Genomic DNA, 22,606 nt, shown 5'->3' with positions numbered 1-22,606 from the left:
GCGCCGTGACCGATCGCTACCGGGTGGTCCCCGCGTCCTACGTCCTGCTGCTGCGCGGCGACGGCGAGCGCACCGAGGTGCTCCTGCAGCTGCGTGCGAACACCGGGTTCATGGACGGCCACTGGGCCGCCGCCGCGGCCGGTCACGTCGAGGAGGGTGAGGACGCGCCCGCCGCGGCCGTCCGGGAGGCCCGCGAGGAGCTCGGCGTCACGATCGACCCGGCCGACCTGCTGCCGCTGACTGCCGTGCACCGGACGCAGCGCAACGGCGATCCGGTCGACGAACGCGTCGACTTCTTCTTCACCGCCCGCCGCTGGACGGGCGAGCCGCACGCGGCCGAGACCGGCAAGACCGCCGGGCTGGACTGGTTCCCGCTGGCCGCGCTGCCGGTCGACACCGTGCCGCACGAGCGGGCGGTCCTCGACGCCGTCCGCCGCGGCGGCCCCGCCGCGATCACCAGTCACGGCTTCCGCTGACCGGCGCTCAGCCCTCCGGGTCGACGAGCTGGATCTCGATCGTGATGTCCGGCTGGTCGCCGTCGTCGGGGTCGACGGCCCAGTGCATCACCCAGTCGACCTCGTAGTCGTCGCGTGTCATCCCGGGTGGTGCGAAGTTGACCCACTCCCCGGTCCGGGGCACCACCCGGAACCAGCGGACGTGGTCGGGCCGCTGCCCGATCCGGACCCGGGCCGGGACCCGTGCGTCTGGCGTACTGCTCACGGGCGCCGATGCTGCCCGATCATGCTCGGGTCCCGCCAGGCCGCCGGGCGCCCAGGAACCACCGGTCCACCGAGAACGGCTCGTCCGCACACGCGGCGACACCGTCCGCCCAGGCGGCGACCTCGGCCCGGGTGAGCCCGCACCGCCCGGGCGCGGCGTCGGCGACCATCTCGCGCAGCTCCGCGCCGTAACCGGTGGAGGCCGGCCCGCGCATCGTCGCGCGCTCGGCCCACTCGTCGGCGAACCCGGCCGCGCGCAGCAGCGGACCCAGCTCGTGCGGCAGGCGCGGCCGCGGCATCGTCGTGCACCAGGCGTCCCGGACGCGGCGGTGCCGGTCCTGACCGTGGCCCGGCCAGTGCAGCGAGGTCCAGTCGGTGTCGAGCACCAGCAGGCGCCCGCCCGGGCGCAGCACCCGGAACAGCTCCGCCACGGCCGCACGGGTGTCGGTCAGGAACTCCAGCACCTGCAGGCAGGCGACGGCGTCGAACGGCCCGTCGGGCAGCGACCGGGGACCACCGAGCGCCCGCTGCTCGACGACGGCCGCGGGCCCGCACCGTCGCCGGGCGAGCGTCACCATCACCGGGTCGGGATCGACGCCCTGCACGCCGGGACCGCACGCGGTGGCGAGCTCCGCGAGCAGGTGCCCCGGCCCGGTCCCGACGAGCAGGATCCGCTCGCCGGGATCCGCGGCCAGCAACGACCGGGCCCGGACCCGCTCGGCGTCGGCCTCCGGCGTGTCGTAGGTACCGGCCACCCGCCGCGCGGAGGCGGCGTCGGTGGGCAGCATCGGTGGCGCTCAGCTCCCCGTGTAGCGGGCCGACTCGATCAACGTCTCCACCGACTCCGGTGGCACCCGGAACGACCGGCCGAACCGCACCGCGGGCAATTCGCCGGAGTGCACCAGCCGGTACACCGTCATCCGCGACACCCGCATCCGCTCGGCCACCTCTGCCACGGTGAGGAACGGCGCGTCCTGCCCGGACCGTTGCTCCGGGATCCCTGCCCCCATGCGTGCGCCCCTCCTCCGCCGTACCGCGCCCCCGCGGCCGACCATCGTGATCAGCGAACGCAGGGACGGTAGCGCGGAACCGGCCACACTCCCGGCGCGATCATGTCCCACCCTCGGGTGGACTCCGCGCCGAAGATCGGCACAGGGTGCTCGAACGCCTACGTACGGTGAGATTCAGGGGCCCGCGTAGGGTCGCGACCACACGAGAGGGGAGGACGACGGTGTCCGCACGGGAGCCATCGACCGGGACCGGCGAGCCGGCCGCACAGGACCTGGAACCGGGCCGGTTCACGGACTCGGACGCCCCCGCGGTGCGAGCCTTCGCCGCCCGGGTGACCGCGGGGCTCGACGACCCCCGCGCGCGGGCCGCGTCGTTGTTCGAGGCCGTCCGCGACGAGATCTGGTACGACCCGTTCTGCGTCGTCACCGACCCGGAGGCGTACCGCGCGAGCCGGGTCGCCGGGCAGCAGGGCAACTGGTGCGTGCCCAAGGCGGTGCTGCTCACCGCGGCCGCCCGTGCCGCGGGGATCCCGGCCCGGCTCGGCTTCGCCGACGTCCGCAACCACCTCAACACCCCGCGGCTGCGGGACCGGATGGGCGGGGCGGACCTGTTCGTCTGGCACGGCTACACCGCGCTGTGGCTCGACGGCGCCTGGCGCAAGGCCACCCCGGCGTTCAACGCCGAGCTGTGCGCCCGCTTCGGCGTCGAGCCGATCGCGTTCGACGGCACCGGCGACGCCCTGATGCACGCCTACGACGGCGCCGGTGCCCGCTACATGAGCTACGAGCACGACCGCGGCACGTTCCACGACCTCCCGCTCGACGACGTCCTGACCAGCTTCCGGGAGCACTACGGCGAGGAGATGTTCGCTGCGCACGAGCCGGGGGAGGACGCCTTCACCCGCTAGCAACGGCAACGATCTAGGGTCGAGGGGTGAGCCTCCCGACCGTGACCGACGACGATCCCGACGGCGACTGGACCACGCCCGGCGTGTTCCGCTGCGCGCCCGGGGTGTACCGGATCCCGCTGCCACTGCCCCAGGACGGCCTGCGCGCCGTCAACGTCTACGCGATCGCCGATGCCGACGGGTGGACCCTGGTGGACTCCGGCTGGGCCATCGACGAGTCCCGTGACCTGCTGGGGAAGGCGCTGGCCGCCCTCGGTTCCGGGTTCGGCGACGTCCGCCGGTTCCTCATCACCCACGCCCACCGGGACCACTACACGCTCGCGTCGATCCTGCGCCGCGAGTACGGCGCCCGGGTCCTGCTGGGGGCGGGGGAGAAGCCGAACCTCGACATCATCGCCTCCCCGGACCGCGCCGAGCGCGAGCCCGAGCGGACCCGGCTGCTGCGGTGCGGCGCCGTGGACATCGTCGAGGAGATCGGCCGCAGCGGTCCGTGGCCGCGGCCGGTGCCCGAGGAGTGGGAGGCGCCCGACGAGTGGATCGCCGACCGGGCGGCGATCGCCGTCGGGGACCAGTCCGGCACCCGCACCCTCACCGCCGTCGAGACGCCCGGGCACACCCGCGGGCACCTCGTCTTCACCGACGCCGAGAACGAGCTCTTCTTCGCCGGTGACCACGTCCTGCCGCGGATCACCCCGTCGATCGGGCTCCAGCCGACCATCGTGGACAGCCCGCTCGGCCAGTTCCTCGACTCGCTGCGGCTGGTCCGCTCGCTGCCCGACGCCGGCCTGCTGCCCGCGCACGGCGCGATCGGCGGCCGGGTGCACGCCCGGGTCGACGAGCTGCTCGCGCACCACGACGTGCGGCTCGCCCAGAGCCGGGACGCCGTCGTCGCGGGCGCACCGACCGCCCAGGACGTGGCCCGGGTGCTGCGCTGGACCCGCCGCGAGCACCGGTTCGACGACATGGACCTGTTCAACCGGATGCTGGCCGTCCTGGAGACCGGTGCGCACCTCGACGTCCTCGCCGACCGGGGCGATCTCGTCCGCTCGGAGACGGTGGATCCGGCGTCCGGTGCGATGATCGCCACCTACACCGCGTGACCCGCGCGCCGGGCCGCGACACGCCGTCGGCGGTTCACCCGTAAGTCGTGTCGGGGTGGCCGTCCGGGACGGAATGCGGCAGAGTGATGCCACGGACCCACCTGACCCGGAGGTCGCCCTCACACCCACACGCAGCACATCCGTACCGCGCGTCACCACGCAGCACCGCAGAAGTCACAGAGGACGTAGGGGAAGACGATCCTCGTCGACGACAGCGGAGGTTGGCAGTGAGCACACGCGGAGTGGTGTTCGTCCACTCGTCGCCGACTGCGGTCTGTCCGCACGTCGAGTGGGCGATTTCGGGCGTCCTCGGGGCGCGGGTCTCTCTCGAGTGGTCCGCGCAGCCGGTGGCGTCCGGGCAGATGCGGGCCGAGTGCTCGTGGAGCGGTCCGGCCGGCAGCGGTGGGGCCCTCGCGGGAGCGCTGCGCGCCTGGTCGATGCTGCGGTTCGAGGTGACCGAGGAACCGAGCCCCGGCGTGGACGGTGAACGGTTCATGCACGTCCCCGGCCTCGGCATGTGGCACGGCCGCACCAGCGCCAACGGCGACGTCGTGCTGCCCGAGGACCAGCTGCGCGCGGTGATGGGCGAGCACGGCGGCACGGGCCTCACCCGGCAGCTCGACCAGCTCCTCGGCACCGCCTGGGACGACGAGCTGGAGTCCTTCCGCTTCGCCGGTGACGGTGCCGCGGTCACCTGGCTGACCCACCGGGTCGGCTGACCCGGAAGCCTCCGGGCACACTGGACGACGTGTGCACGGGGGAACGATGAGCGCGCGGGCCGCTGCGGTGGCCGCGGGGCTGGTCGTGGCACTGGTCGCGCTCGGGGGGACCGCCTGGACGGCGTCCGGGTCCTCACCGGACGGCGTCGGACCGGCCGCGGCGCCGCCGCGGGTGCCCGACGACGGCGCGGGGGACCAGACCGTCACGATCAGCGACGGGGCCGCGGACCATCCGGCCGCGCAGCTGGTCCTGGAACAGGTCCAGCTCTACTTCAACGCGATCAACGGCCGGGACCACGCGACCTGGACCCGGGTGGTCAGCCCGGAACGCGCCGAGCAGCAACCGCGCGACGTCTGGCTGGACGGGGTCGGGACCACCACCGACGGCACGATCCGGGTGGACCGGATCGACCCGGCCCCGGGCGGTGGCGTGGTGGCGCTGGTGCGCTTCGTGAGCGTGCAGAACCCCGAGGACGGCCCGCCGGGCCTGCAGGTCGGGCGGATCTGCTGGCAGGCCACCTACCCGATGGCGGGCTCGCCGCCGCGGATCCTGGTGGGCGACCCGGGCGGGATCCTCGGCGCCCCCTGCTGACCCCACCACACACGACGACGGCGGCGGCTCCGTGGACCGGAGCCGCCGCCGTCGTCGTGGGGGAGTGCCTCAGGGCTTGGTGAACAGCAGCGAGGCGTTGTGCCCGCCGAAGCCGAACGAGTTGTTCAGCGCCGCGTCGACCGTGAGCTTGCGCGGCTCACCGGAGACCACGTCCAGCTCGACCTTCGGGTCCTTGTCGGTGAGGTTGAGCGTCGCCGGGACGACGTCGTCGCGGACCGACAGCATCGTGATGATGCCCTCGACCGCTCCGGCCCCGCCGACCAGGTGCCCGAGCGCCGACTTCGGCGCGGTGAGCACCGGGTGGTCGCCCAGGGCCTTCTTCACGGCCACCGACTCGCCGACGTCGCCGACCACCGTGGAGGTGGCGTGGCAGTTGACGTGGGTGACGTCGGAGGGCTCCAGGCCGGCGTTCGTGACGGCCTTGCGCATCGCCCGGACCTGGCCCTCGCCCTCGGGGTCGGGCCCGGTGATGTGGTACGCGTCCGAGGTGAGGCCGATCCCGGCCAGCCGGCCGTGGACGGTCGCGCCGCGGGCCTTCGCGAACTCCTCGCGCTCGAGCACCAGCACCCCGGCGCCCTCGCCGAGCACGAAGCCGTCCCGCCCGGTGTCGAACGGCCGGGAGGCGCGCTCCGGGTCGTCGTTGCGGGTGGACAGCGTCCGCGCCTGGACGAACCCGGCCACGGTGATCGGCACGATGCAGGACTCGGCGCCACCGGCGAGCACGACGTCCACCTCGCCGGCCTGCAGCAGCCGGTAGGCCCAGGCGAGCGCCTCGGCCCCGGTCGCGCACGCCGACGCGGGGGAGTGGACCCCGCCCTTGGCCTTGTACTCCAGGCTGACCATGGCGGCCGGCCCGTTCGGCATGAGCATGGGGACGGTGAGCGGCGAGACCTTGCGCAGGCCGTGCTCCTCGAGCAGGTCGTCCTGCGCGAGGAGCGTCGGCGCGCCGCCGATGCCGGCGCCCAGCACGACAGCCAGCCGCTCGCCCTCGACGCTCGCGCCGTCCTCACCGGGGACGGCACCGAGCCCCGAGTGCGCCCAGGCCTCCCGCGCGGCGATCATCGCGACCTGCTCGCAGCGGTCCATGCGGCGGGCCTGCACCCGTGGCAGGACCTCCGCCGGGTCCACGGCGAGCTGGGCCGAGATGCCCACCGGCAGGTCGAAGCGCTCGGTCCAGTCCGCGCGGGTGGTGCCGACGCCGGACTTGCCGGCGAGCAGCGCCTCCCAGGTGGACATGGCGTCCCCGCCGAGCGGGGTGGTGGCCCCGAAACCGGTGACGACCACTCCGTCGGTCATGGTGTCTCCCCTTCCCCGGCGCGGTGCGCGCCGGAACGACTCACTGGTGCTTGGCGATGAAGTCGACGGCGTCGCCGACGGTCTTCAGCTCGGCCAGCTGGTCGTCCGGGATCTTGGCGCCGAACTTGTCCTCGGCCTGGACGGCGATCTCCACCATGGACAGCGAGTCGATGTCCAGGTCGTCCACGAAGGACTTCTCCGGGGTCACCTCGGCGGTGTCGATGCCGGCGACCTCCTCGACGATCTCGGCCAGCCCGGACAGGATCTCAGCGTTGTCAGCCACGGTCGGTATCTCCTTGCGAGGTGGGGTCGGTTTCGGGTGTGGTGCCAGGACGGCGGCTGCCCTGCGTCACGGGCAGACGACGACCTGTCCGGCGTAGGACAGACCTGCGCCGAAGCCTACGAGGAGCAGCACGTCGCCGGACCGTACCCGGCCGGCGGCGCGCATGTGGTCCAGCGCCATCGGGATGGACGCGGACGAGGTGTTGCCGGAGTGCACGATGTCGTCGGCGACGACCATGTCCTCCCGCGCACCCTTGGTGCGCAGCTTGCGCGCGATCGCCTCGACGATCCGCAGGTTCGCCTGGTGCGGGATCAGGACGTCGATGTCGGCCGGCGTCAGCCCGGCCCGCTCGATCGCGTCCAGGGCGATCGGTGCGATCGCGGTGGTGGCCCAGCGGAAGACCGCCTGGCCCTCCTGGTGGAGCTTGTTCGTGGTCTCGCCGAGGATCCGGATGGTGCTCGCGTGGTCACCCGCGCTGCCCCAGCTCACCGGCCCGATCCCGACGGCGTCGTCGGTCTCGGCCGGTCCGACCAGGGCCGCACCCGCGCCGTCGGCGAAGATGATGCAGGTCGAGCGGTCGTCCCAGTCGATCCAGTCGGACAGCTTCTCGGCGCCGATCACGAGCACGTGCTTCGCGCTGCCCGCCCGCACCATGTCCGAGGCGACGCCGAGGCCGTAGGAGAAGCCGGCGCAGGCGGCGTTGAGGTCGAACGCGGCGACCCCGTTCGCGCCCAGCGCGGTGCCGACCTGCGCGGCGGCGTTCGGGATCGGGTTGGGCATGGTGCAGGTCGCGACGATGACGGCGTCCAGGTCGGCGGGGTCGAAGCCCGCGTCCTTGAGCGCGGCCCGCCCGGCCTCGACCGCCATGTCCGGGAGCGACGTCGCGGCGTCGGCGATCCGGCGCTCGACGATGCCGACCCGCGAGCGGATCCACGCGTCGTCGGTCTCGACCCGCTTCTCCAGGTCGGCGTTGGTCACGACCTGTTCGGGCTGGGCGCTGCCGATCCCGAGGATGCGTGCCCCGGTGACGGGCGACGAGAGACGCATGCGACTCACTTTCCGTGTTCGGCGACGAGCTCGGCGGCCGCGCCGAGCTGCTCGGGGGTCTTGACGGCGAGGGTGGGCGTGCCCTTCACGGCCCGCTTGACCATGCCGGTCAGCGTGGCGCCGGGCGGGAGCTCCAGGGTCGCACCGACGCCGTGGCCCGCCAGCGACGCCATGCACAGGTCCCAGCGCACCGGGCGGGTCACCTGGGCGACCAGCCGCTCCAGCACGGCGGCACCCGAGGTGACCGTCCCGCCGTCGGCGTTGGACAGCAGCACCAGATCGGGGTCGGCGACCCGGACCGACGACGCGTGCGCCTCCAGCGCGGCGCGGGCCGGCTCCATGTGCGCGGTGTGGAACGCGCCGGCCACCGGGATCTCCCGGACGCGCGCGCCCTCCGGCGGCGTGGCGACCAGCTCGGCGATCGCGTCCTTCGCGCCGGCCGCGACGATCTGACCGGCACCGTTGCGGTTGGCCGGGTCCAGCCCGAGGTCGGTGAGCCGGGCCAGCACGACCTCCTCGTCACCGCCGAGGACGGCGGCCATCGAGGTCGGCGTGACGGCGCAGGCGGCGGCCATCTCACGCCCGCGCACCCCGGCGAGGGCGACGGCGGCGTCGTCGGTCAGGACGCCCGCGATCGCGGCGGCGGTGATCTCCCCGATCGAGTGCCCCGCGACGACGGTGCCCGCCGGCAGCTCCACGGTCTCCCGCAGCCGTCGCGCGGCCACCAGCCCGAGCGTGACGATCAGCGGCTGGGTGACCGCGGTGTCGGTGATCTCCTCGGCGTCCGCGGTGGTGCCCAGGCGGACCAGGTCCAGCCCGACCGCGTCGGACCAGCCGGCGACGGCCTTCTCGGCGGCCGGGTCCTCCAGCCACGGGGAGAGCATGCCGGGGGTCTGGGCCCCCTGGCCGGGAGCGAGCAGGGCGATCACCGGGACATCACACACCTCACGGGGGCGGCGACGGGATATCGGTTACGACGAACTTCGCCCCACCCGTGTTGGAGGTTTCCTCCAACAGCGAGGTGTGACCGAGCCCTCGTTACCGGTCCGTAGGCGCCGATGTTTGTAGGGTTCACGACATCGTCCATCCGATCACCGCCGGGTTCCGGTAGCGACGGCGGGGGTCGGCCCGGGCGTGTCGGACAGGCGATCCGCGTTCCCGGCGCTCCCCTCGTCGCCGGCGCCGTCGAGCGGGGTGAGCGGCCCGGCGGCCGGGAGTCCCTCCCCGGCCCTGCCCATCCGGTCCGCGACCAGCGCCGCGCGCAGCACGAACGCCTCCCGCGGGTCGGTGGGCGCCAGCCCCGAGAGCTCACCGATCCGCCGCAGCCGGTACCGGACGGTGTTCGGGTGCACGTACAGCGTCCGGGCGCAGCCCTCCAGGCTCGCCCCGCCCTCCAGGTAGGCGGCCAGGGTGCGCAGGAGCTCGCCGCCGGCGTCGTGCAGCGGGGCGAGGACGTCCTCGGCGAGCCGCTGCCGCGCGGTCGCGTCGCCGCAGAGGGCGCGCTCGGGGAGCAGGTCGGCGGCGTCGACGGGGCGCGGCGGGTCCGGGTGCCCGGGCGCCGCGGCCAGCCCGGCGAGCGCCTCGGCGACGGCCGCCCCGGCACCGGCGAGATCGGGGCTCGGCGGCCCGGCGACGACCGGCCCCGGCCCGAAGTGCGTGGCGACCTCGGTGAGCACGCCCGCGGAGCCGCGGGCGGCGCGCCCGGTGGCGTGGAGCAGCACGACCAGCCGTCGTCCCTGCACGCCGACCAGCACCTCGTGCCCGAGCCGCGCCGCGAGCCTGCGCAGCTCCACGATGAGCTGCGGCGACTCCGACCCGGACCCGGGCACGCTGCCGACCAGGCACTGCACCGGGACCGCCGGGTTCCAGCCGAGCGCCGCGGCGCGGGAGACGAGCGCCCCGTCGACGTCGCCGCGCAGCACCGCGTCGACGACGAGGGCCTCCAGCCGGGCGTCCCACGCGCCGCGGGACTCGGCGGCTCCGGCGTAGACGGTGGCCGCCGCGAACGCGATCTCCCGCCCGAAGCGCAGCACCGCCTCGGTCAGCTCGTGGCGTTCGGCGGCGTCCGCCGCGAGCGGGGGCAGGTGCTGCTCGAAGACGTCGGCGGCGATCCGCACCAGCTCGACGGTCTGGCGCAGGCTGATCCGGCGGGCCAGGTCGCGCGGGGCGATCCGGAACGCCTCGGCGGTCAGCGGGGTCGTCCGGTCGGGTTCGCGGAGCCACGACACGAAGTTCGCGACGCCGGTCTGCGTCACCAGGGCGACGCCCGCGCGCTGGTCGGCGGGCAGCCGCGCGAACCACGGGCGGCGCCGTTCCATCTCCGCCAGGCACGCACCGGCGAGCTGCGACGAGGCGAGCTCGAGGCGGCGCAACGTCGCGGCCGCGACCGGGGGGCGGTGCACGTCGGGCAGCATGACACGACGATGGGCGCCTACACAGACCACGACCGGCACGTCTCCCTGCACCGCGCCGGTGAGCGGTTCCGCACCGCGACCGGCTGGCTGGACTCGCGGCACAGCTTCTCGGCCGGCGCGCACTACGACCCGGACAACACCCACTTCGGGCTGCTCCTGCTGCACAACGAGGACCGGGTGACACCGGGGCGGGGCTACGACGAGCACCCGCACCGCGACACCGAGATCCTCACCTGGGTGCTGGAGGGGGAGCTGGAACACCGCGACAGCGGCAGCGGCCGGCTGCAGCGGGTCGGCCCCGGCGCGGTGCAGCGGCTCGGTGCGGGCTCGGGGGTGCGGCACTCCGAGCACGCGACACCGGAGCGCGGCGTGCGTTTCGTGCAGATGTGGGTGGTGCCCGACGCCCCGGGCGGGGACCCCGAGTACCAGGTGCGGGACGCGCTCGGCGGCGACGACGGCACGGTCGTCCTGGCGTCCGGGCTGGCGCGGCACCGGGACGTGGCGGTGCTCCCGCTGCGTCAGCGGCACGCGGCACTCGGCGTCGTCCGGCTGCGGGCGGGGCAGCGCGCGCCGCTGCCCGCGGCGCCGTTCGTGCACGCCTTCGTGGCGCGCGGGAGCGCGGGACTGGAGTCCGCGACCGTCGCCCCAGGGGACGGCACGGGCCCACCGGCGCTGGCCGCCGGTGACGCGGCCAGGATCGTCGACGACGGGGGCCGGCGGCTCACCGCCGGCCCGGAGGGCGCGGAGATCCTGGTGTGGGAGATGCACGGCGCCCTGGGCCGGGAGTGACGGCGGGCGCCGTGGATCACGGCCCGGGCGTCGCCGCGCGGGCCGTCCTGGTGACGGGTGCGCTCAGAGCGGCGTGACGCCGCTGGCCTGCGGGCCCTTCTGGCCCTGCTCGATGTCGAACGACACGCGCTGGCCCTCGTCGAGGGTCTTGTAACCCTGGGTCTGGATCGCCGAGTAGTGCACGAACACGTCTGCACCACCACCGTCGGGAGCGAGGAAGCCGTAGCCCTTCTCGCTGTTGAACCACTTGACGGTGCCTTCTGCCATTCCTGCTCCCTCGTTCATCGGCCCGGCGCACCTCGCACCGCGACCGCCGGCCAGCGGCGCACACGGTCCACGCCCTGGTCGCGACGGCGATCCGTCGTGGAATGTGATCACGACGACCGTCCGTGGCGAGGAGACTATCGTGATCTGCGCCGCCCTGGGAGGGGCGAAATGCACCACGGGCCCGCCCCGTCCCCGGACCGGGGGAGGGCGGGCCCGTGAGGGTGCCGGACGGGGTCAGGCGACGCCGGAGTCGCTGGTCTGCGGCCCGGCGGCCCGCGGGTCGTCGATCTTGTAGCCGGCCGCGGCCTCGGCCGCGGTCTCGGACTTGATCTGGCCCTGCCCGGCGAGCGCCGAGAGGGCACCGACGACGATCGACTCGGCGTCGACGGCGAAGTGCCGCCGCACGGCCGGGCGGGTGTCGGACAGGCCGAACCCGTCGGTGCCGAGCGAGAGGAACGGCGCCGGGGACCACTGGCGGATCTGGTCCGGGACGGCCCGCATCCAGTCCGAGACGGCGACGACCGGGGCCTCGCCGTGCTCGCCCTCGCCGAGCTTGTTCGTCACGTAGGGGACGACCGGGGTGTCGCCGGGCTTGAGCAGGTTCTGGTGCTCGGCCTCGACGCCGTCGCGGCGCAGCTCGCCCCACGAGGTGACCGACCAGACCTCGGCCCGGACGTCCCACTCGTCGGCGAGCATGTCCCGGGCCCGCAGCGCCCACGGGACCGAGACGCCGGAGGCGAGCAGCCGCACGACCGGACCGTTGCCCTCCGGGGCCTGCTCGACGCGGTGCAGGCCGCGCAGGATGCCCTCGGCGTCGACCCCCTCGGGCTCCTTGGGGTGGACGTAGGGCTCGTTGTAGACGGTCAGGTAGTAGATGACGTTCTCGGCGTCCTCGCCCACCATGCGGCGCAGGCCGTCCTTCATGATGTGCGCGACCTCGTAGGAGTACGCCGGGTCGTAGGCGACGATCGCCGGGTTGGTCGCGGCCAGCAGCAGCGAGTGCCCGTCGTTGTGCTGCAGGCCCTCACCGGTCAGGGTCGTCCGGCCGGCGGTGGCGCCGACGAGGAAGCCGCGGGCCATCTGGTCCGAGGCGGCCCAGATCGAGTCGCCGGTCCGCTGGAACCCGAACATCGAGTAGAAGATGTAGACCGGGATCATCGGCTCGCCGTGCGTGGCGTAGGAGGTTCCCGCCGCGGTGAAGGACCCGACCGAACCGGCCTCGTTGATGCCCTCGTGCAGGATCTGGCCCTGCTCGGACTCCTTGTAGGCGAGCATCAGGTCGGCGTCGACCGACGTGTAGTTCTGCCCGTTCGGGTTGTAGATCTTCTGGCTCGGGAACATCGAGTCCATACCGAAGGTACGGGCCTCGTCCGGGATGATCGGCACGAACCGGCCGCCGATCTCCTTGTCCTTGATCAGCTCGCGGAGCAGCCGGACGAACGCCATCGTCGTGGCGACCTCCTGCTTGCCCGACCCCTTCTTGGCGATGTCGTAGACCTTGTCGCCGGGGAGGACGAGCGCCTTGCTCGTGGTGCGCCGCGACGGCAGCGGCCCGCCCAGCTGGCGGCGACGGTCGCGCAGGTAGCGGATCGCGTCGTCGTTCTCACCGGGGTGGTAGTACGGCGGCAGGTACGGGTCCGCCTCGAGCTGCTTGTCCGAGATCGGGATCCGCTGCTCGTCGCGGAACTGCTTGAGGTCGTCGAGCGTGAGCTTCTTCATCTGGTGGGTGGCGTTGCGGCCCGCGAAGTGCGTGCCCAGGCCGTACCCCTTGATCGTCTTCGCCAGGATGACGGTCGGCTGGCCGTGGTGCGCGGTCGCCGCGGCGTAGGCGGCGTGCACCTTGCGGTAGTCGTGACCACCGCGCTTGAGCTTCCAGATCTCGGCGTCCGACATCGGCTCGACGAGCGACTTGGTGCGCGGGTCGCGGCCGAAGAAGTGGTCGCGGACGTACGCGCCGTCGTTGGCCTTGTAGGTCTGGTAGTCGCCGTCCGGCGTGGTGTTCATCAGGTTGATCAGCGCGCCGTCACGGTCGGCGTGCAGCAGCGAGTCCCACTCGCGGCCCCAGATGACCTTGATGACGTTCCAGCCGGCGCCGCGGAAGAACGACTCCAGCTCCTGGATGATCTTGCCGTTGCCGCGGACCGGGCCGTCGAGGCGCTGCAGGTTGCAGTTGACGACGAAGGTCAGGTTGTCGAGGGCCTCGTTCGCCGCGACGTGGATCATGCCGCGCGACTCCGGCTCGTCCATCTCGCCGTCGCCGAGGAAGGCCCACACGTGCTGGTCGTCGGTGTTCGAGAAGCCGCGGTCGCCGAGGTACCGGTTGAACCGGGCCTGCATGATCGCGTTCATCGGGCCGATGCCCATCGAGACCGTGGGGAACTCCCAGAAGTCCGGCATCAGCCGCGGGTGCGGGTACGACGGCAGCCCGCCGCCCGGGCCCGCGTGGCTCAGCTCCTGGCGGAACCCGTCGAGGCGGTCCTCGGAGAGGCGGCCCTCCAGGAACGCGCGCGCGTAGATGCCGGGGGAGGCGTGCCCCTGGATGTAGATCTGGTCCCCGCCGCCGGCGTGGTCCTTGCCGCGGAAGAAGTGGTTGAAGCCGACCTCGTAGAGCGTCGCGGACGACGCGTACGAAGAGATGTGCCCGCCGACGCCGATGCCCGGCCGCTGCGCGCGGTGCACGGTCATCGCCGCGTTCCAGCGCAGCCAGCGCCGGTAGGTCCGCTCGACGTCCTCATCACCCGGGAACCAGGGCTCCTGGTCGGTCGGGATCGTGTTGACGTAGTCGGTGGTGGTGAGCGACGGGACGCCGACGTGCTTCTCGCGCGCACGCTGCAGCATCGTCAGCATCAGGTAGCGGGCACGCTGCTGCCCGGCGTTGTCCAGGACCGCGTCGAAGGACTCGAGCCACTCGGCCGTCTCCTCCGGATCGATGTCCGGCAGGTGGGCCGCAAGCCCGCCCCGGATGACGTTGACGCGGCGTGGCTCGTCGCCCGCCCTGCTGCTCTGCGCGGTCAAGGGTTCTCCCTGCCTGGTCAGTCGGTGGCCGGGGTACCCGGCCCTGTATTCCTCACGTGCCGCCGTGCCCCTGGCCCCCGGATCTGCGGGGCGGCAGGACGCGGAGCCGCCGACCGGATCGAGCGGACGTGATGGTGTCCATCGTGCCCGTTCCGGCTCGGGCCCGAAACTCGCATCGACGAGGGACGATCCGGTTACGGGGCGTTCCGGCGAGGATAGGTACTACTCGTACGTAACTGAACGGAAGGTCGGGTGACCTGCTTCTCCCGCCGCCCCGGTGCCCCGCATCGGGTACGCACAGTTGCGCCGGGTCGCGCCCGCGTGTTCGGATGCCGCATCCGATTTCGCGTGAAGGGTGGCGCCCGCACGCGGAACCGATGACGATGGACTGCGTGAGCAGCGTGAGAGGGGAACGAGTGGTGACCGCGGCTGATGCCGGTGCGTCCGACATCGCGGGGAAGCTCGGCATCGAGCCGGGCCAGATCGTCCAGGAGCTGGGATACGACACCGATGTCGACGAGCAGGTGAGAGACGCCGTCGAGGAGATCACCGGTGAGGAGCTGCTGGACGAGGACGCCCAGGAGGTCATCGACGTCGTCCTCCTCTGGTTCCGTGAGGGTGACGGAGACCTCGTCGACACCCTCGTCGACGCCCGGACCCCACTGGCCGACGACGGCGTGGTCTGGGTGCTGACACCCAAGACCGGCCGGGACGGGCACCTCCAGCCGTCCGAGATCGCCGAGGCGGCCCCCACCGCCGGCCTGTCCCAGACGTCCAACGCGACCCTCGGTGACGACTGGGTGGGCTCGAAGCTCGTCCCGCCGAAGCAGGGCAAGGGCAAGCGCTGACCGTCGCCGTCGGGTCGGTGGCGCCGGCCTTCGAGCTCCCCGACCAGAATCGCACTCCGGTGTCGCTGGAGTCGGTCCTGGGATCGGGGCGCTCGGCGCTGCTGGTCTTCTACCCGTTCGCGTTCTCCGGGATCTGCGGCGGGGAGCTCTCCGCCGTGCAGTCCTCGCTCGCGGACTTCCAGAACTCCTCGACGCAGGTGCTGGCGATCTCGTGCGACCCGACGTTCGCGCTGGGAGCGTGGGCGTCGTCGGCGGGGTTCGCGTTCCCGCTGCTGTCGGACTTCTGGCCGCACGGCGACGTGGCGTCGTCCTACGGGGTGTTCAACCCGGCCAAGGGCATGGCGGTGCGGGGGACGTTCCTCGTCGCCGCCGACGGGATCGTCTCGTTCGCCGAGGTGAACCAGCCGGGGGAGCCGCGGGACCAGGACGGGTGGAGACGGGCGCTCTCGGTCGTGTGAGAGTGTTTCCTCGTTCGTTCGAGGGCGCGTAGCTCAGCGGGAGAGCACTCGGTTTACACCCGAGCGGTCGCAGGTTCGAACCCTGCCGCGCCCACCCTTCTGAACAGCGGATTCGCTGGTTGCATGATCACCGTCCTACGCGCGTGACACGTTTTGTGACTCGAACGGCTCGTACTCTCGGGTCATGACACGGGCGAGGGCCGGTCGCCGGAGGCAGCGCGGGACCATCGATGAGCTGCCCAGCGGGGCACTGCGCGTGCGCGTCTACGGCGGGCAGGACCCGGTGTCGGGGAAGCGAAACACCCTGGTCGAGATCGTCGAGCCCGGGGCGCGCCAGGAGGCTCGCGCGGAGGCCGCGCGGACCCGGCTCCTCAACTCGGTCGACGAGCAACGCAGCCCGCGTACGAGCGCGACGCTGGACCAGCTGCTCGACCGGTACCTGGAGACGCTGGACGTCGGCGCGACCACCCACCGTGCCTACACCCGGTATCTGGAGCTGCACGTCCGACCGTTTCTGGGGAAGACCAAGGCCGGCGCTGTGGGCGCCGAGGCGCTGGACTCGCTCTACGCGGAGCTTCGGCGGTGCCGCGACCACTGCGACCGCGCCGGCCGGGGCGTCGACCACCGGACGCGGCGCGAGCACGAGTGCGACGACCGGTGCCACCCGCACCGCTGCCGGTCGCTGGCGCCAGCGACGATCCGGCACATCCACTTCGTGCTGAACGGCGCCTACTCGCGCGGCGTGCGCTGGCGGTGGGTGTCGGTCAACCCGGTCGAGTTCGTCTCGCCGCCGGCGAAGCCGCCGCCGGACCCGCAGCCCCCGTCGGCCGCCGACGCGGCACGGATCCTGAACGAGGCGTGGCGGGAGCCGGACTGGGGTGCGCTGGTCTGGCTGTTCATGACTACCGGCGCGCGCCGCGGCGAGCTGTGTGCGCTGCGGTGGTCGAACGTCGACCTCGAGTCGGGGACGGTGACGATCCGGCGGGCAATCGCCCAGGACGGTCGGGTGCTGCAGGACAAGGACACCAAGACCCACCAGCAGCGGCGCCTGGCGCTCGACGCGGAGACCACCGAGGTGCTGCGCGACCACCGCGAGCGGTGCGACAAACGGGCGCGAGCGATCGGGGATGCGCTGCGGCCGGAGGCGTACGTGTTCTCGCTGGCGCCGGACGGGGAGACGAGCCTCGTGCCGGGATCGGTGACGCAGCGGTATTCGAGGATGGCGGCGCGGCTCGGACTGGACACGCATCTGCACAACCTGCGGCACTACTCCGCGACCGAGCTGATCGCGGCCGGGGTGGATGTGCGGACGGTGGCGGGGCGGCTCGGACACTCCGGGGGAGGAGTGACGACGTTGCGGGTGTATGCGGCGTGGGTGTCGGAGGCGGACCAGCGGGCGGCGAGTGGGCTCGGATCCCGGATGCCGGAGCGGCCGGTGCCGCTGGATTCGGAGTTGGAGCGGGTGCGGCGGGATCCACGATCGCCGCGGGAGCGGCTGGCGGTCGAGCTGCTGGAGCGGATCGAGTCCGGTGAGGTGCCGGTCGGAGGGCGGCTGCCGGGAATCAAGGCGTTGGGTGCCGAAAAGGGCGTCGCGCCGAGCACGGTGCATCGGGCGTTCGTGCTGCTGCGCGAGTGGGGGGTGCTCGTCGGCGGGCCGGGGGAGCGTCCGACCGTCGCGCTCACGGGTGCGCCGAAATCTTCGGTGGATCCCGAACTGAGCGAGCCGTCCGCCCAGGAGCCCGCTGCGTCGGAGTACTACTTCTCGGTGGCCGTTCGTGGACCCGACGGCCGTCGGTATCCGGCCCGAGTCGTGACGGGAAGCCTCAACGACCCCGGTACCTTCCGTGCCCACTTGCTCGGCATCGCGCGGATCGAGGACCCCGAGAACACCGACGACGGAGAGTCTTGGGTCGGTCGGTACGAGATCGAGGTCGTGCCGCTCGCGTCTCATGACGATCAGCCCATAGTCTTTCGTTGGTAGCGACTCGCGCTGGCTTCCTGCGAGGGGAGCGAGCCGCGACGGCGATACGCTGCGGCGAACTGTCATCGAACCTGGAGCGCTCGCACCGTGGCCCCTCGTGGGACGTCCCGTCGGATCGCGGAGGAACTCCGTGGTCAGATCCGCGACGGCAGCCTGCGGCCGGGGAGCATGCTCCCCTCGGAGTCGCAACTCGCCGACGTGCACGAAGTTGCTCGCGGGACCGTACGTAGTGCGCTTGCTCACCTCGTCGAGGACGGTCTAGTGGAAGTCGTCCCGGGCGTCGGCCGCAAGGTTGTTGGGAGCGCGGACGGTAACGAGCCGACGAGTGCTTACGCGCGGATCGCCGCCGATCTCGGCGAGCGTGTGCGAAAAGGCGAGCTCGGTGCCGGTGCGCAGTTGCCGAGCGAAACGATGCTCGTGGAGCAGTATCGGGTCTCCCGGAATACCGTCCGCCGTGCCTACCGTGTACTCGCAGAATCCGGACTGGTTGTTGTTCGACACGGATCCGGGGCGTTTGTACGCGATGCTGAGGGTTAGCATGACGAAAGCAATGGCCAGCCAGGGTGCTTGGTCGCTGCTTCCGTCGGGTCGTCAGCTGGTTCTTGCCTGCAGTTATCTCTTTTTCTCCGCGATATCCAGTCGGCGCATAAGGAGGCTCGCGAGCCCGAGGTACTCCATGGCCTCCTCGGCGGTGTCGGCCATCTCCTCGTGCGCTCGCGGGTCCCGGATGCCTTGGAAAGAGCCCATGAAGAGCTGGTTGAAGCCCTCTCGTTCGTCCTGGATGCTGCGGGGCTCACGCGCCGTGGTGACGTCGAGGTGCGGTGAGGCCGTACCGAAGGTCTGGCCCATCAGTCGCTTGCCCGAAAGGTCGTGGGGGCTGAGCGCTTTGACCCGAGCCTCGACCGCCTTGAACGCCGCCGACACGGCGTCCGCATACTGGCCGGCCGCGAACCGGCTGCCGGCAGCCTTCGAGATCGCGTTGTGAAGGCCTTCGATCGTCAATGGCTTGACGGGCTTTGGTGTCAGCGGCAGGGTGTCTGCCAACTTGACCTTGAGTAGGGTGTGGTCGAGGTGCCCCTGGTTACCGAGACCCTCCCGGAACGGGGAGTTGTTGAAGTCCACTTGGACGACTCGGAATCGCTGAAGCAGTCCGGCAGGGTTCGTCCGCTCGACGATGTCACCGTCCACGACGTCCTGGTTCGGGCGGAGTGAGATCTGGCGTCCGTCGAGGACGTGCGCGTCGAATTCCCCGACAGGCTCGCCGTTGCGGATCAGCTTGACCTTTTCGTTGAACGGGATCAACTACGCTCCTGATCTTCGATTTGCCGGATCATGGTCAGTATGTCCGACGGCCATTCGGCAACCATGCCCAGTGTCGCCTACGAAGCCGTGTATATTAGTTGTGGTTACCAACGAACGTGCGAGCGAGAATTGGACTGGAACCATGAGTCCGCTCGGCGCATCCGAATGGAACCCTCGGTAGGGGACCGGCTTGACGAGTTTCGCCGCCGAACGGGAAGCGGCGGCCAAGCTCCCCGGAGGGGCTCGACCGCCGCGGTGCCGTCCTAGATCAGCAGAACGTAGCGGACCGGTGCTTCGTCAGGTCCACCACGATGGCTGTGCAAGTCGGGCACATCGCCCAGCCCATCGCCTCCGGCTTGGCGGCCTTGCCGATCGGCGTTGCGGCTTCGGCCGCCAGTTCTGCAATCACCTGCGGCCGACGGGCCAAGTGCCGCTGCTTGATCGGCACGAACTCCGGCGAGGACTTCCCGGCCGCCTTCAAGTATCGGGCGAGCCGGTTGAAGTTGCCTGGGTTGTAGTCCGCCGACTTGGGGTTGCCGTTGAAGGTCACCCGAAGCCCGAGCTTCTCGCCGGTCTCGTCGGTCAGGCTGGGGTCGTTGCACGTGATCGTCACCGACTCCGTGCTCTGGTCCCACCAGACGTGAACGGGGTTCTTGCTGTCACCGAGGACGGTGTAGTCGCCGTTGCTCATTGCAGCGGTCCTCTCAGTTAGGTCAGCGCGCTCCTCAGTTGAGCGCGGATCGCCAAGGCGATCGCCTGCTGAGTCGGGGCCGAGGACCTCGCCGTTTCCCGGACGGCCTCGAATCATCAAGTGTGATGACGACCACGGCGGAGGCCCCGGGGTTGCCGTGGAAGCGCTGGCCGTATCCCTGGGGAGGTGAGGATTGCGGCTACGGTATGAGTATGACGTGCTCGAACAGCGATCCGCGGGATGCATGGGTCGTGCACGGCGAGCGCGCGATCTACGAGAGCGACTGGGTAACAGTGGGGCTCGCGGACATCTCGCAGCCGTCTGGCGATCGTTTCGAACACCACACAGTCAGCCTCCCCCCGGCCGCTATGACCGTCGTTCTCGACGACGCCGGGCGCAACGTCATGCTGTCCTGGCGCCACCGCTTCGTGCCGGACATCTGGAACTGGGAGCTTCCCGGGGGACTCCTAGACGAGGCTGAGGCACCCGCCAAGACGGCTGCCCGTGAGGTCGAGGAGGAGACCGGCTACCGGCCGCGGTCCGTCGAGCATCTCGTGACTTTCGAGCCGATGGTCGGCACTGTCCGCAGCGCACATCACGTGTTCCTCGCCCGAGGCGCCGAGCTGGTCGCGGACCCGACCGAGCTGAACGAGGGCAAGTTCCAGTGGCTTCCGCTCGCTGACGTCCCGGGGCTCATCGCGACCGGGAAGATCGTCAACTCCGGATCGCTGGTCGGGCTCCTACACGTTCTCGCGTTGTCCGGCCCGACGGCTCCGTCACGCGCCGAGTAGAGCCCGGATCCGACGCCGCTGGCGCTCGGACCCGGTCTGACCGGCAAGTCGGCCGGCCCGCGCGGCCTGTGCACGAGACTCTGCGACTTCGCCGCTCGCACGGAGCGCCAACGCGAGATCGACCCGCAGGCTGACCTCCGCACGTCCGTACTGGCCTTCCGGCATCGCTGCGAGTGCTGTGCTGAGGTCGTCGATGGCCGAGGACTCGCCGAGCCGCGCGAGACAGTGCCCGCGCCACCGCGCGAGGTGCCCAGCGTCCAGCATCACGTACGGCATCGCCTGTTCCGGCTGTGCCGGAAGTGCATCCGCCGCCGCATCAAGTGCTCGGAGAGCCGTGTCCCGGTCGCAGAGGGCGGCCAGGGCTTCGCCCTCTGCCGCATAGAGCCAGGCCAGTAGCTCGCGGGGGACCGGTCCGACAGCGTGCTCCCGCGCCGAGGTGATGAGTTCGTACGCATCCGCGGGGCGTCCTACGTCGAGCAGGATGAATGCCTGCTGCGCCCGCGCGTACCCGAGGCCCGACGGCTCGCCGCTCTCGCGTGCCGCGGCTGTCGCGATCTCGTGTAGGCGCCACGCCTCGGAAAGCCGACCCATGTCGAGCGCCTGCCATCCGGCGAGCGCGGCGGCCTGGCCGAGCTCGTCCGCGGCCTGCTCCCGCGAAGTCCCAGGTAGGGCGTTGCGCACCAACCGTTCCACGGTCTCGACGTGCGCGACCGCCTGGCCGTGCACTGTCGAACCACCGATCCGACGGTCCAGCAGGCGGATCGTCTGGGTCTGCGACCGCAGCAGCTCGACGAGTCCAGGGTCGAGCCGCGTGAACTCCGGTAGCTCGAGAGGCTCGGTGACCGGGTCCTCGGCGGTCGGCTCCGGGTGTGGGAGTTCGACGAGACCCAGTTCGGCGGCGGAGCAGCGGTAGACCTCGCACAGCAGCTCGCGGTAGAAGTCGCTGACGACCCCGCCCTGGTTCTCCCAGACGGCGATCCGGCGCGCGAGGCTCTCGTCCTTCGGTAGCTGCTCGTCCCGTCGGGCGGCCGCGGCCCGAAGCTCATGCAGCAGTCGGGCCTTCTTCCAGCGACGCTCATCGCGGACCTGCGCGAGCCGGTTGCGCATCGACTCCCCCCCCCCCGTCCCGAGATCCACGGTGACGCGCTGAACTGCGGAAATCAACCCTGACGCGGATCGTCGCATCACCTCGCGTCAGCCCACGTCATCTCCCGACACCACCGTTCGCGGCGGCAATCTCGTCGTCACGGAGGGCCCCGGCGGTTGACTCGAATCGCCACTCGTGCCCTACTTATTCAGTACACGTATCGTACGTGTACAGATTGGAGCTGTGATGAGTGATCTTCAAGGAGTGGAGACGGCGCCGGGGCCGCCGAGGTTCTACAGCGTCGCTCAGGTCGCTGCGATGTTCGGGATGTCGCCGATGACCGTGTACCGGGCCATCGCGGCGGGGGAGTTCCCGGCGGTCCGCATCCGCGGCCGGCTGATTGTCCCGGCGAAGGTGATCGAAGCCATCGCCGATCTCGCGATCGCCGAGCGGACCGTCGTCGACGCCTCCGGCTGGGTGCCGGCACCGCGTGGGAGCGCCGAGTGATGGGCAGCGTCGGTGTCCTGATCCTGTTCATGGTGATCGGCGCGGTCATCTGCGCGAAGGCGCGCGTCGCCGGGGGAGCTGTCGCGTTCTCACTCGTCGCGCTGGTCATGTTCATCGCCACGCCTGTCGGATCCGGCCTGCCGGACGCGATCGGGACGTTCGTCTCGGCGTTCGACCAGGCTGCGACACCCGCGCTCAACGGGGCGCAGCAGGCCGGGACGAGCGGGAGCGGATCGTGACCGGCCGGCAGAAGACCGCGCTCACGGCCGCGCCGGCCGGGGAGCAGAGCGGACCCACCTGCGGCGGGGCGGGTCCGGTAGCCCGAGCGGAGCACGGCGTCCCTCCCCGTCAAGTGTCGCTGCGCGATCGGCTGCGCCGACGGCCTCCGGCCGCACTGGACGGCGAGCCTCCGACGCCGCGCGGGCGCCGCTTCGCGGTGGCGGGGCAGGCACCCGCCACCCACAGGCCGGGCCACCGGACCCGCAACGACATCGAGGAGGCCAGCGTGCCGATCACCACCGTCCCCGTCGAACGACTCGTCTGTCCGGGCTGCTACGAGCCGGTGCTCGACGAGCCTCCGAGCGGCTGGCCGGACCGCGCCGGACGCGCGCCGGAGTTCAGCCACCGTGACGAATCCGTCCTGTGTCCGGACGCGGCCGGTGGATTCGGCGAACCGGTGGAGGTGCCGTGACGGCGGACGAGAAGCGACCCGAGGGGGTCCGGCCCGGCGACGGGATCTTGGCGGAAACAGCCGCCGGGCC

27 protein-coding genes and 1 tRNA gene are annotated in these 22,606 nt (G+C 71.9%); 15 read left to right on the top strand and 13 right to left on the bottom strand.

Annotated features, from left to right (window positions below; all coding sequences use genetic code 11):
- The first annotated feature begins 5 nt into the window (after positions 1–5).
- Complete coding sequence (locus AD017_RS05030; protein WP_010231587.1) at positions 6–476, top strand: NUDIX domain-containing protein; 471 nt, start codon at positions 6–8, stop codon at positions 474–476.
- A 7-nt stretch (positions 477–483) separates the two neighbouring features.
- Here the strand turns inward: AD017_RS05030 and AD017_RS05025 are convergent, their stop codons facing one another.
- From AD017_RS05025 to AD017_RS05015, 3 genes are read right to left on the bottom strand one after another with little or no spacing between them, the layout of a single operon-like run.
- On the bottom strand, positions 484–720 hold the full coding sequence (locus tag AD017_RS05025) for a hypothetical protein (RefSeq protein ID WP_060573192.1): 237 nt from the start codon (positions 718–720) through the stop codon (positions 484–486).
- A 19-nt stretch (positions 721–739) separates the two neighbouring features.
- Complete coding sequence (locus AD017_RS05020; protein WP_060573190.1) at positions 740–1,507, bottom strand: methyltransferase domain-containing protein; 768 nt, start codon at positions 1,505–1,507, stop codon at positions 740–742.
- Between the two features lie 9 nt (positions 1,508–1,516).
- The gene (locus AD017_RS05015) at positions 1,517–1,729 is read right to left on the bottom strand and encodes a helix-turn-helix domain-containing protein (protein WP_010231584.1); all 213 of its coding nucleotides are present in this window, start codon (positions 1,727–1,729) and stop codon (positions 1,517–1,519) included.
- Positions 1,730–1,950: 221 nt separating this feature from the next.
- Here AD017_RS05015 and AD017_RS05010 point away from each other — a divergent pair, with 221 nt between their 5' ends.
- The 4 genes from AD017_RS05010 (at position 1,951) to AD017_RS04995 (ending at position 5,048) form a co-directional block, all read left to right on the top strand.
- Complete coding sequence (locus tag AD017_RS05010; RefSeq protein ID WP_060573188.1) at positions 1,951–2,637, top strand: transglutaminase family protein; 687 nt, start codon at positions 1,951–1,953, stop codon at positions 2,635–2,637.
- Positions 2,638–2,663: 26 nt separating this feature from the next.
- The gene (locus tag AD017_RS05005; RefSeq protein ID WP_060573186.1) at positions 2,664–3,737 is read left to right on the top strand and encodes an MBL fold metallo-hydrolase; all 1,074 of its coding nucleotides are present in this window, start codon (positions 2,664–2,666) and stop codon (positions 3,735–3,737) included.
- Positions 3,738–3,964: 227 nt separating this feature from the next.
- Positions 3,965–4,456 (top strand): DUF3145 domain-containing protein, encoded by a 492-nt coding sequence (locus AD017_RS05000; protein ID WP_060573184.1) that lies wholly within the window; start codon positions 3,965–3,967, stop codon positions 4,454–4,456.
- Positions 4,457–4,502: 46 nt separating this feature from the next.
- Entirely contained in the window at positions 4,503–5,048 is a 546-nt protein-coding gene (locus AD017_RS04995; RefSeq protein ID WP_010231577.1) for a hypothetical protein, read from the top strand.
- Positions 5,049–5,117: 69 nt separating this feature from the next.
- Here the strand turns inward: AD017_RS04995 and AD017_RS04990 are convergent, their stop codons facing one another.
- From AD017_RS04990 to AD017_RS04970, 5 genes are all read right to left on the bottom strand, one after another.
- Positions 5,118–6,365, bottom strand: a complete 1,248-nt coding sequence (locus AD017_RS04990; protein WP_029239605.1) for a beta-ketoacyl synthase — start codon at positions 6,363–6,365, stop codon at positions 5,118–5,120.
- 40 nt (positions 6,366–6,405) lie between these two features.
- Positions 6,406–6,648, bottom strand: a complete 243-nt coding sequence (locus AD017_RS04985; RefSeq protein ID WP_010231572.1) for an acyl carrier protein — start codon at positions 6,646–6,648, stop codon at positions 6,406–6,408.
- 66 nt (positions 6,649–6,714) lie between these two features.
- Positions 6,715–7,695, bottom strand: coding sequence for a beta-ketoacyl-ACP synthase III (locus AD017_RS04980; RefSeq protein WP_010231569.1), 981 nt, complete (start codon positions 7,693–7,695; stop codon positions 6,715–6,717).
- Between the two features lie 5 nt (positions 7,696–7,700).
- On the bottom strand, positions 7,701–8,624 hold the full coding sequence (locus AD017_RS04975) for an ACP S-malonyltransferase (protein ID WP_060573182.1): 924 nt from the start codon (positions 8,622–8,624) through the stop codon (positions 7,701–7,703).
- A gap of 162 nt (positions 8,625–8,786) precedes the next feature.
- Positions 8,787–10,109 carry a CdaR family transcriptional regulator gene (locus AD017_RS04970; RefSeq protein WP_082399068.1) on the bottom strand — a complete coding sequence of 441 codons (1,323 nt, stop codon included), beginning with the start codon at positions 10,107–10,109 and terminating at the stop codon, positions 8,787–8,789.
- A 9-nt stretch (positions 10,110–10,118) separates the two neighbouring features.
- Here AD017_RS04970 and AD017_RS04965 point away from each other — a divergent pair, with 9 nt between their 5' ends.
- Complete coding sequence (locus AD017_RS04965) at positions 10,119–10,898, top strand: pirin family protein (protein ID WP_060576239.1); 780 nt, start codon at positions 10,119–10,121, stop codon at positions 10,896–10,898.
- A 63-nt stretch (positions 10,899–10,961) separates the two neighbouring features.
- On the opposite strand, the gene AD017_RS04960 is transcribed toward AD017_RS04965, so the two are convergent.
- Both AD017_RS04960 and aceE read right to left on the bottom strand, forming a co-directional pair.
- The gene (locus AD017_RS04960; RefSeq protein ID WP_010227688.1) at positions 10,962–11,165 is read right to left on the bottom strand and encodes a cold-shock protein; all 204 of its coding nucleotides are present in this window, start codon (positions 11,163–11,165) and stop codon (positions 10,962–10,964) included.
- A 234-nt stretch (positions 11,166–11,399) separates the two neighbouring features.
- Positions 11,400–14,180, bottom strand: coding sequence for a pyruvate dehydrogenase (acetyl-transferring), homodimeric type (aceE, locus tag AD017_RS04955; protein WP_174521784.1), 2,781 nt, complete (start codon positions 14,178–14,180; stop codon positions 11,400–11,402).
- 416 nt (positions 14,181–14,596) lie between these two features.
- Between aceE and AD017_RS04950 the strand changes: the two genes are divergently transcribed.
- The 5 genes from AD017_RS04950 (at position 14,597) to AD017_RS37325 (ending at position 18,004) form a co-directional block, all read left to right on the top strand.
- On the top strand, positions 14,597–15,028 hold the full coding sequence (locus tag AD017_RS04950) for a DUF3052 domain-containing protein (protein WP_010227692.1): 432 nt from the start codon (positions 14,597–14,599) through the stop codon (positions 15,026–15,028).
- A complete protein-coding gene (locus tag AD017_RS04945; protein WP_060573178.1) occupies positions 15,025–15,486 on the top strand; it encodes a peroxiredoxin in 462 nt (153 codons plus the stop codon). Before AD017_RS04950 ends, AD017_RS04945 begins: the two co-directional genes overlap by 4 nt.
- 22 nt (positions 15,487–15,508) lie before the next feature.
- A tRNA-Val gene (locus AD017_RS04940) sits at positions 15,509–15,580 on the top strand.
- A 90-nt stretch (positions 15,581–15,670) separates the two neighbouring features.
- Positions 15,671–17,467, top strand: coding sequence for a tyrosine-type recombinase/integrase (locus tag AD017_RS04935; protein WP_060573176.1), 1,797 nt, complete (start codon positions 15,671–15,673; stop codon positions 17,465–17,467).
- 87 nt (positions 17,468–17,554) lie between these two features.
- On the top strand, positions 17,555–18,004 hold the full coding sequence (locus AD017_RS37325) for a GntR family transcriptional regulator (protein WP_202968830.1): 450 nt from the start codon (positions 17,555–17,557) through the stop codon (positions 18,002–18,004).
- 75 nt (positions 18,005–18,079) lie between these two features.
- Here AD017_RS37325 and AD017_RS04925 read toward each other — a convergent pair whose 3' ends face one another.
- Positions 18,080–18,769: a TIGR02391 family protein gene (locus tag AD017_RS04925; RefSeq protein ID WP_060573172.1), complete on the bottom strand. Its 690-nt coding sequence runs from the start codon at positions 18,767–18,769 to the stop codon at positions 18,080–18,082.
- A gap of 268 nt (positions 18,770–19,037) precedes the next feature.
- Entirely contained in the window at positions 19,038–19,460 is a 423-nt protein-coding gene (locus AD017_RS04920; protein WP_060573170.1) for a hypothetical protein, read from the bottom strand.
- A gap of 125 nt (positions 19,461–19,585) precedes the next feature.
- Here AD017_RS04920 and AD017_RS04915 point away from each other — a divergent pair, with 125 nt between their 5' ends.
- A complete protein-coding gene (locus tag AD017_RS04915; protein ID WP_227013360.1) occupies positions 19,586–20,251 on the top strand; it encodes an NUDIX hydrolase in 666 nt (221 codons plus the stop codon).
- Here the strand turns inward: AD017_RS04915 and AD017_RS04910 are convergent.
- Positions 20,237–21,358 (bottom strand): hypothetical protein, encoded by a 1,122-nt coding sequence (locus AD017_RS04910; RefSeq protein WP_060722190.1) that lies wholly within the window; start codon positions 21,356–21,358, stop codon positions 20,237–20,239. The genes AD017_RS04915 and AD017_RS04910 overlap by 15 nt on opposite strands.
- A 226-nt stretch (positions 21,359–21,584) precedes the next feature.
- On the opposite strand from AD017_RS04910, the gene AD017_RS04905 reads away from it, so the two are divergent.
- The 3 genes from AD017_RS04905 (at position 21,585) to AD017_RS34360 (ending at position 22,536) form a co-directional block, all read left to right on the top strand.
- Entirely contained in the window at positions 21,585–21,845 is a 261-nt protein-coding gene (locus tag AD017_RS04905; RefSeq protein WP_060576238.1) for a helix-turn-helix domain-containing protein, read from the top strand.
- Entirely contained in the window at positions 21,845–22,084 is a 240-nt protein-coding gene (locus AD017_RS04900; protein ID WP_060573163.1) for a hypothetical protein, read from the top strand. Before AD017_RS04905 ends, AD017_RS04900 begins: the two co-directional genes overlap by 1 nt.
- A gap of 266 nt (positions 22,085–22,350) precedes the next feature.
- Positions 22,351–22,536 (top strand): hypothetical protein, encoded by a 186-nt coding sequence (locus AD017_RS34360; RefSeq protein ID WP_145982662.1) that lies wholly within the window; start codon positions 22,351–22,353, stop codon positions 22,534–22,536.
- Positions 22,537–22,606 lie beyond the last annotated feature (70 nt).

Source organism: Pseudonocardia sp. EC080619-01 (genome assembly GCF_001420995.1).
Lineage (GTDB): Bacteria > Actinomycetota > Actinomycetes > Mycobacteriales > Pseudonocardiaceae > Pseudonocardia.
Note: the sequence above shows the minus strand (reverse complement) of the source record. Positions and strands in the feature narration are given on the sequence as shown.

What these genes read in the sequence shown, in the direction of transcription:
- AD017_RS04915 (WP_227013360.1), top strand. Translation starts at nt 19,586, where the DNA reads ATGACGACCACGGCGGAGGCCCCGGGGTTGCCGTGGAAGCGCTGGCCG.
- AD017_RS04965 (WP_060576239.1), top strand. Translation starts at nt 10,119, where the DNA reads ATGGGCGCCTACACAGACCACGACCGGCACGTCTCCCTGCACCGCGCC.
- AD017_RS04920 (WP_060573170.1), bottom strand. Translation starts at nt 19,460, where the DNA reads ATGAGCAACGGCGACTACACCGTCCTCGGTGACAGCAAGAACCCCGTT.
- AD017_RS05015 (WP_010231584.1), bottom strand. Translation starts at nt 1,729, where the DNA reads ATGGGGGCAGGGATCCCGGAGCAACGGTCCGGGCAGGACGCGCCGTTC.
- AD017_RS04995 (WP_010231577.1), top strand. Translation starts at nt 4,503, where the DNA reads ATGAGCGCGCGGGCCGCTGCGGTGGCCGCGGGGCTGGTCGTGGCACTG.
- AD017_RS04970 (WP_082399068.1), bottom strand. Translation starts at nt 10,109, where the DNA reads ATGCTGCCCGACGTGCACCGCCCCCCGGTCGCGGCCGCGACGTTGCGC.
- AD017_RS04900 (WP_060573163.1), top strand. Translation starts at nt 21,845, where the DNA reads ATGGGCAGCGTCGGTGTCCTGATCCTGTTCATGGTGATCGGCGCGGTC.
- AD017_RS04910 (WP_060722190.1), bottom strand. Translation starts at nt 21,358, where the DNA reads ATGCGCAACCGGCTCGCGCAGGTCCGCGATGAGCGTCGCTGGAAGAAG.
- AD017_RS05020 (WP_060573190.1), bottom strand. Translation starts at nt 1,507, where the DNA reads ATGCTGCCCACCGACGCCGCCTCCGCGCGGCGGGTGGCCGGTACCTAC.
- AD017_RS04980 (WP_010231569.1), bottom strand. Translation starts at nt 7,695, where the DNA reads ATGCGTCTCTCGTCGCCCGTCACCGGGGCACGCATCCTCGGGATCGGC.
- AD017_RS04935 (WP_060573176.1), top strand. Translation starts at nt 15,671, where the DNA reads ATGACACGGGCGAGGGCCGGTCGCCGGAGGCAGCGCGGGACCATCGAT.
- AD017_RS04905 (WP_060576238.1), top strand. Translation starts at nt 21,585, where the DNA reads ATGAGTGATCTTCAAGGAGTGGAGACGGCGCCGGGGCCGCCGAGGTTC.
- AD017_RS04990 (WP_029239605.1), bottom strand. Translation starts at nt 6,365, where the DNA reads ATGACCGACGGAGTGGTCGTCACCGGTTTCGGGGCCACCACCCCGCTC.
- AD017_RS04960 (WP_010227688.1), bottom strand. Translation starts at nt 11,165, where the DNA reads ATGGCAGAAGGCACCGTCAAGTGGTTCAACAGCGAGAAGGGCTACGGC.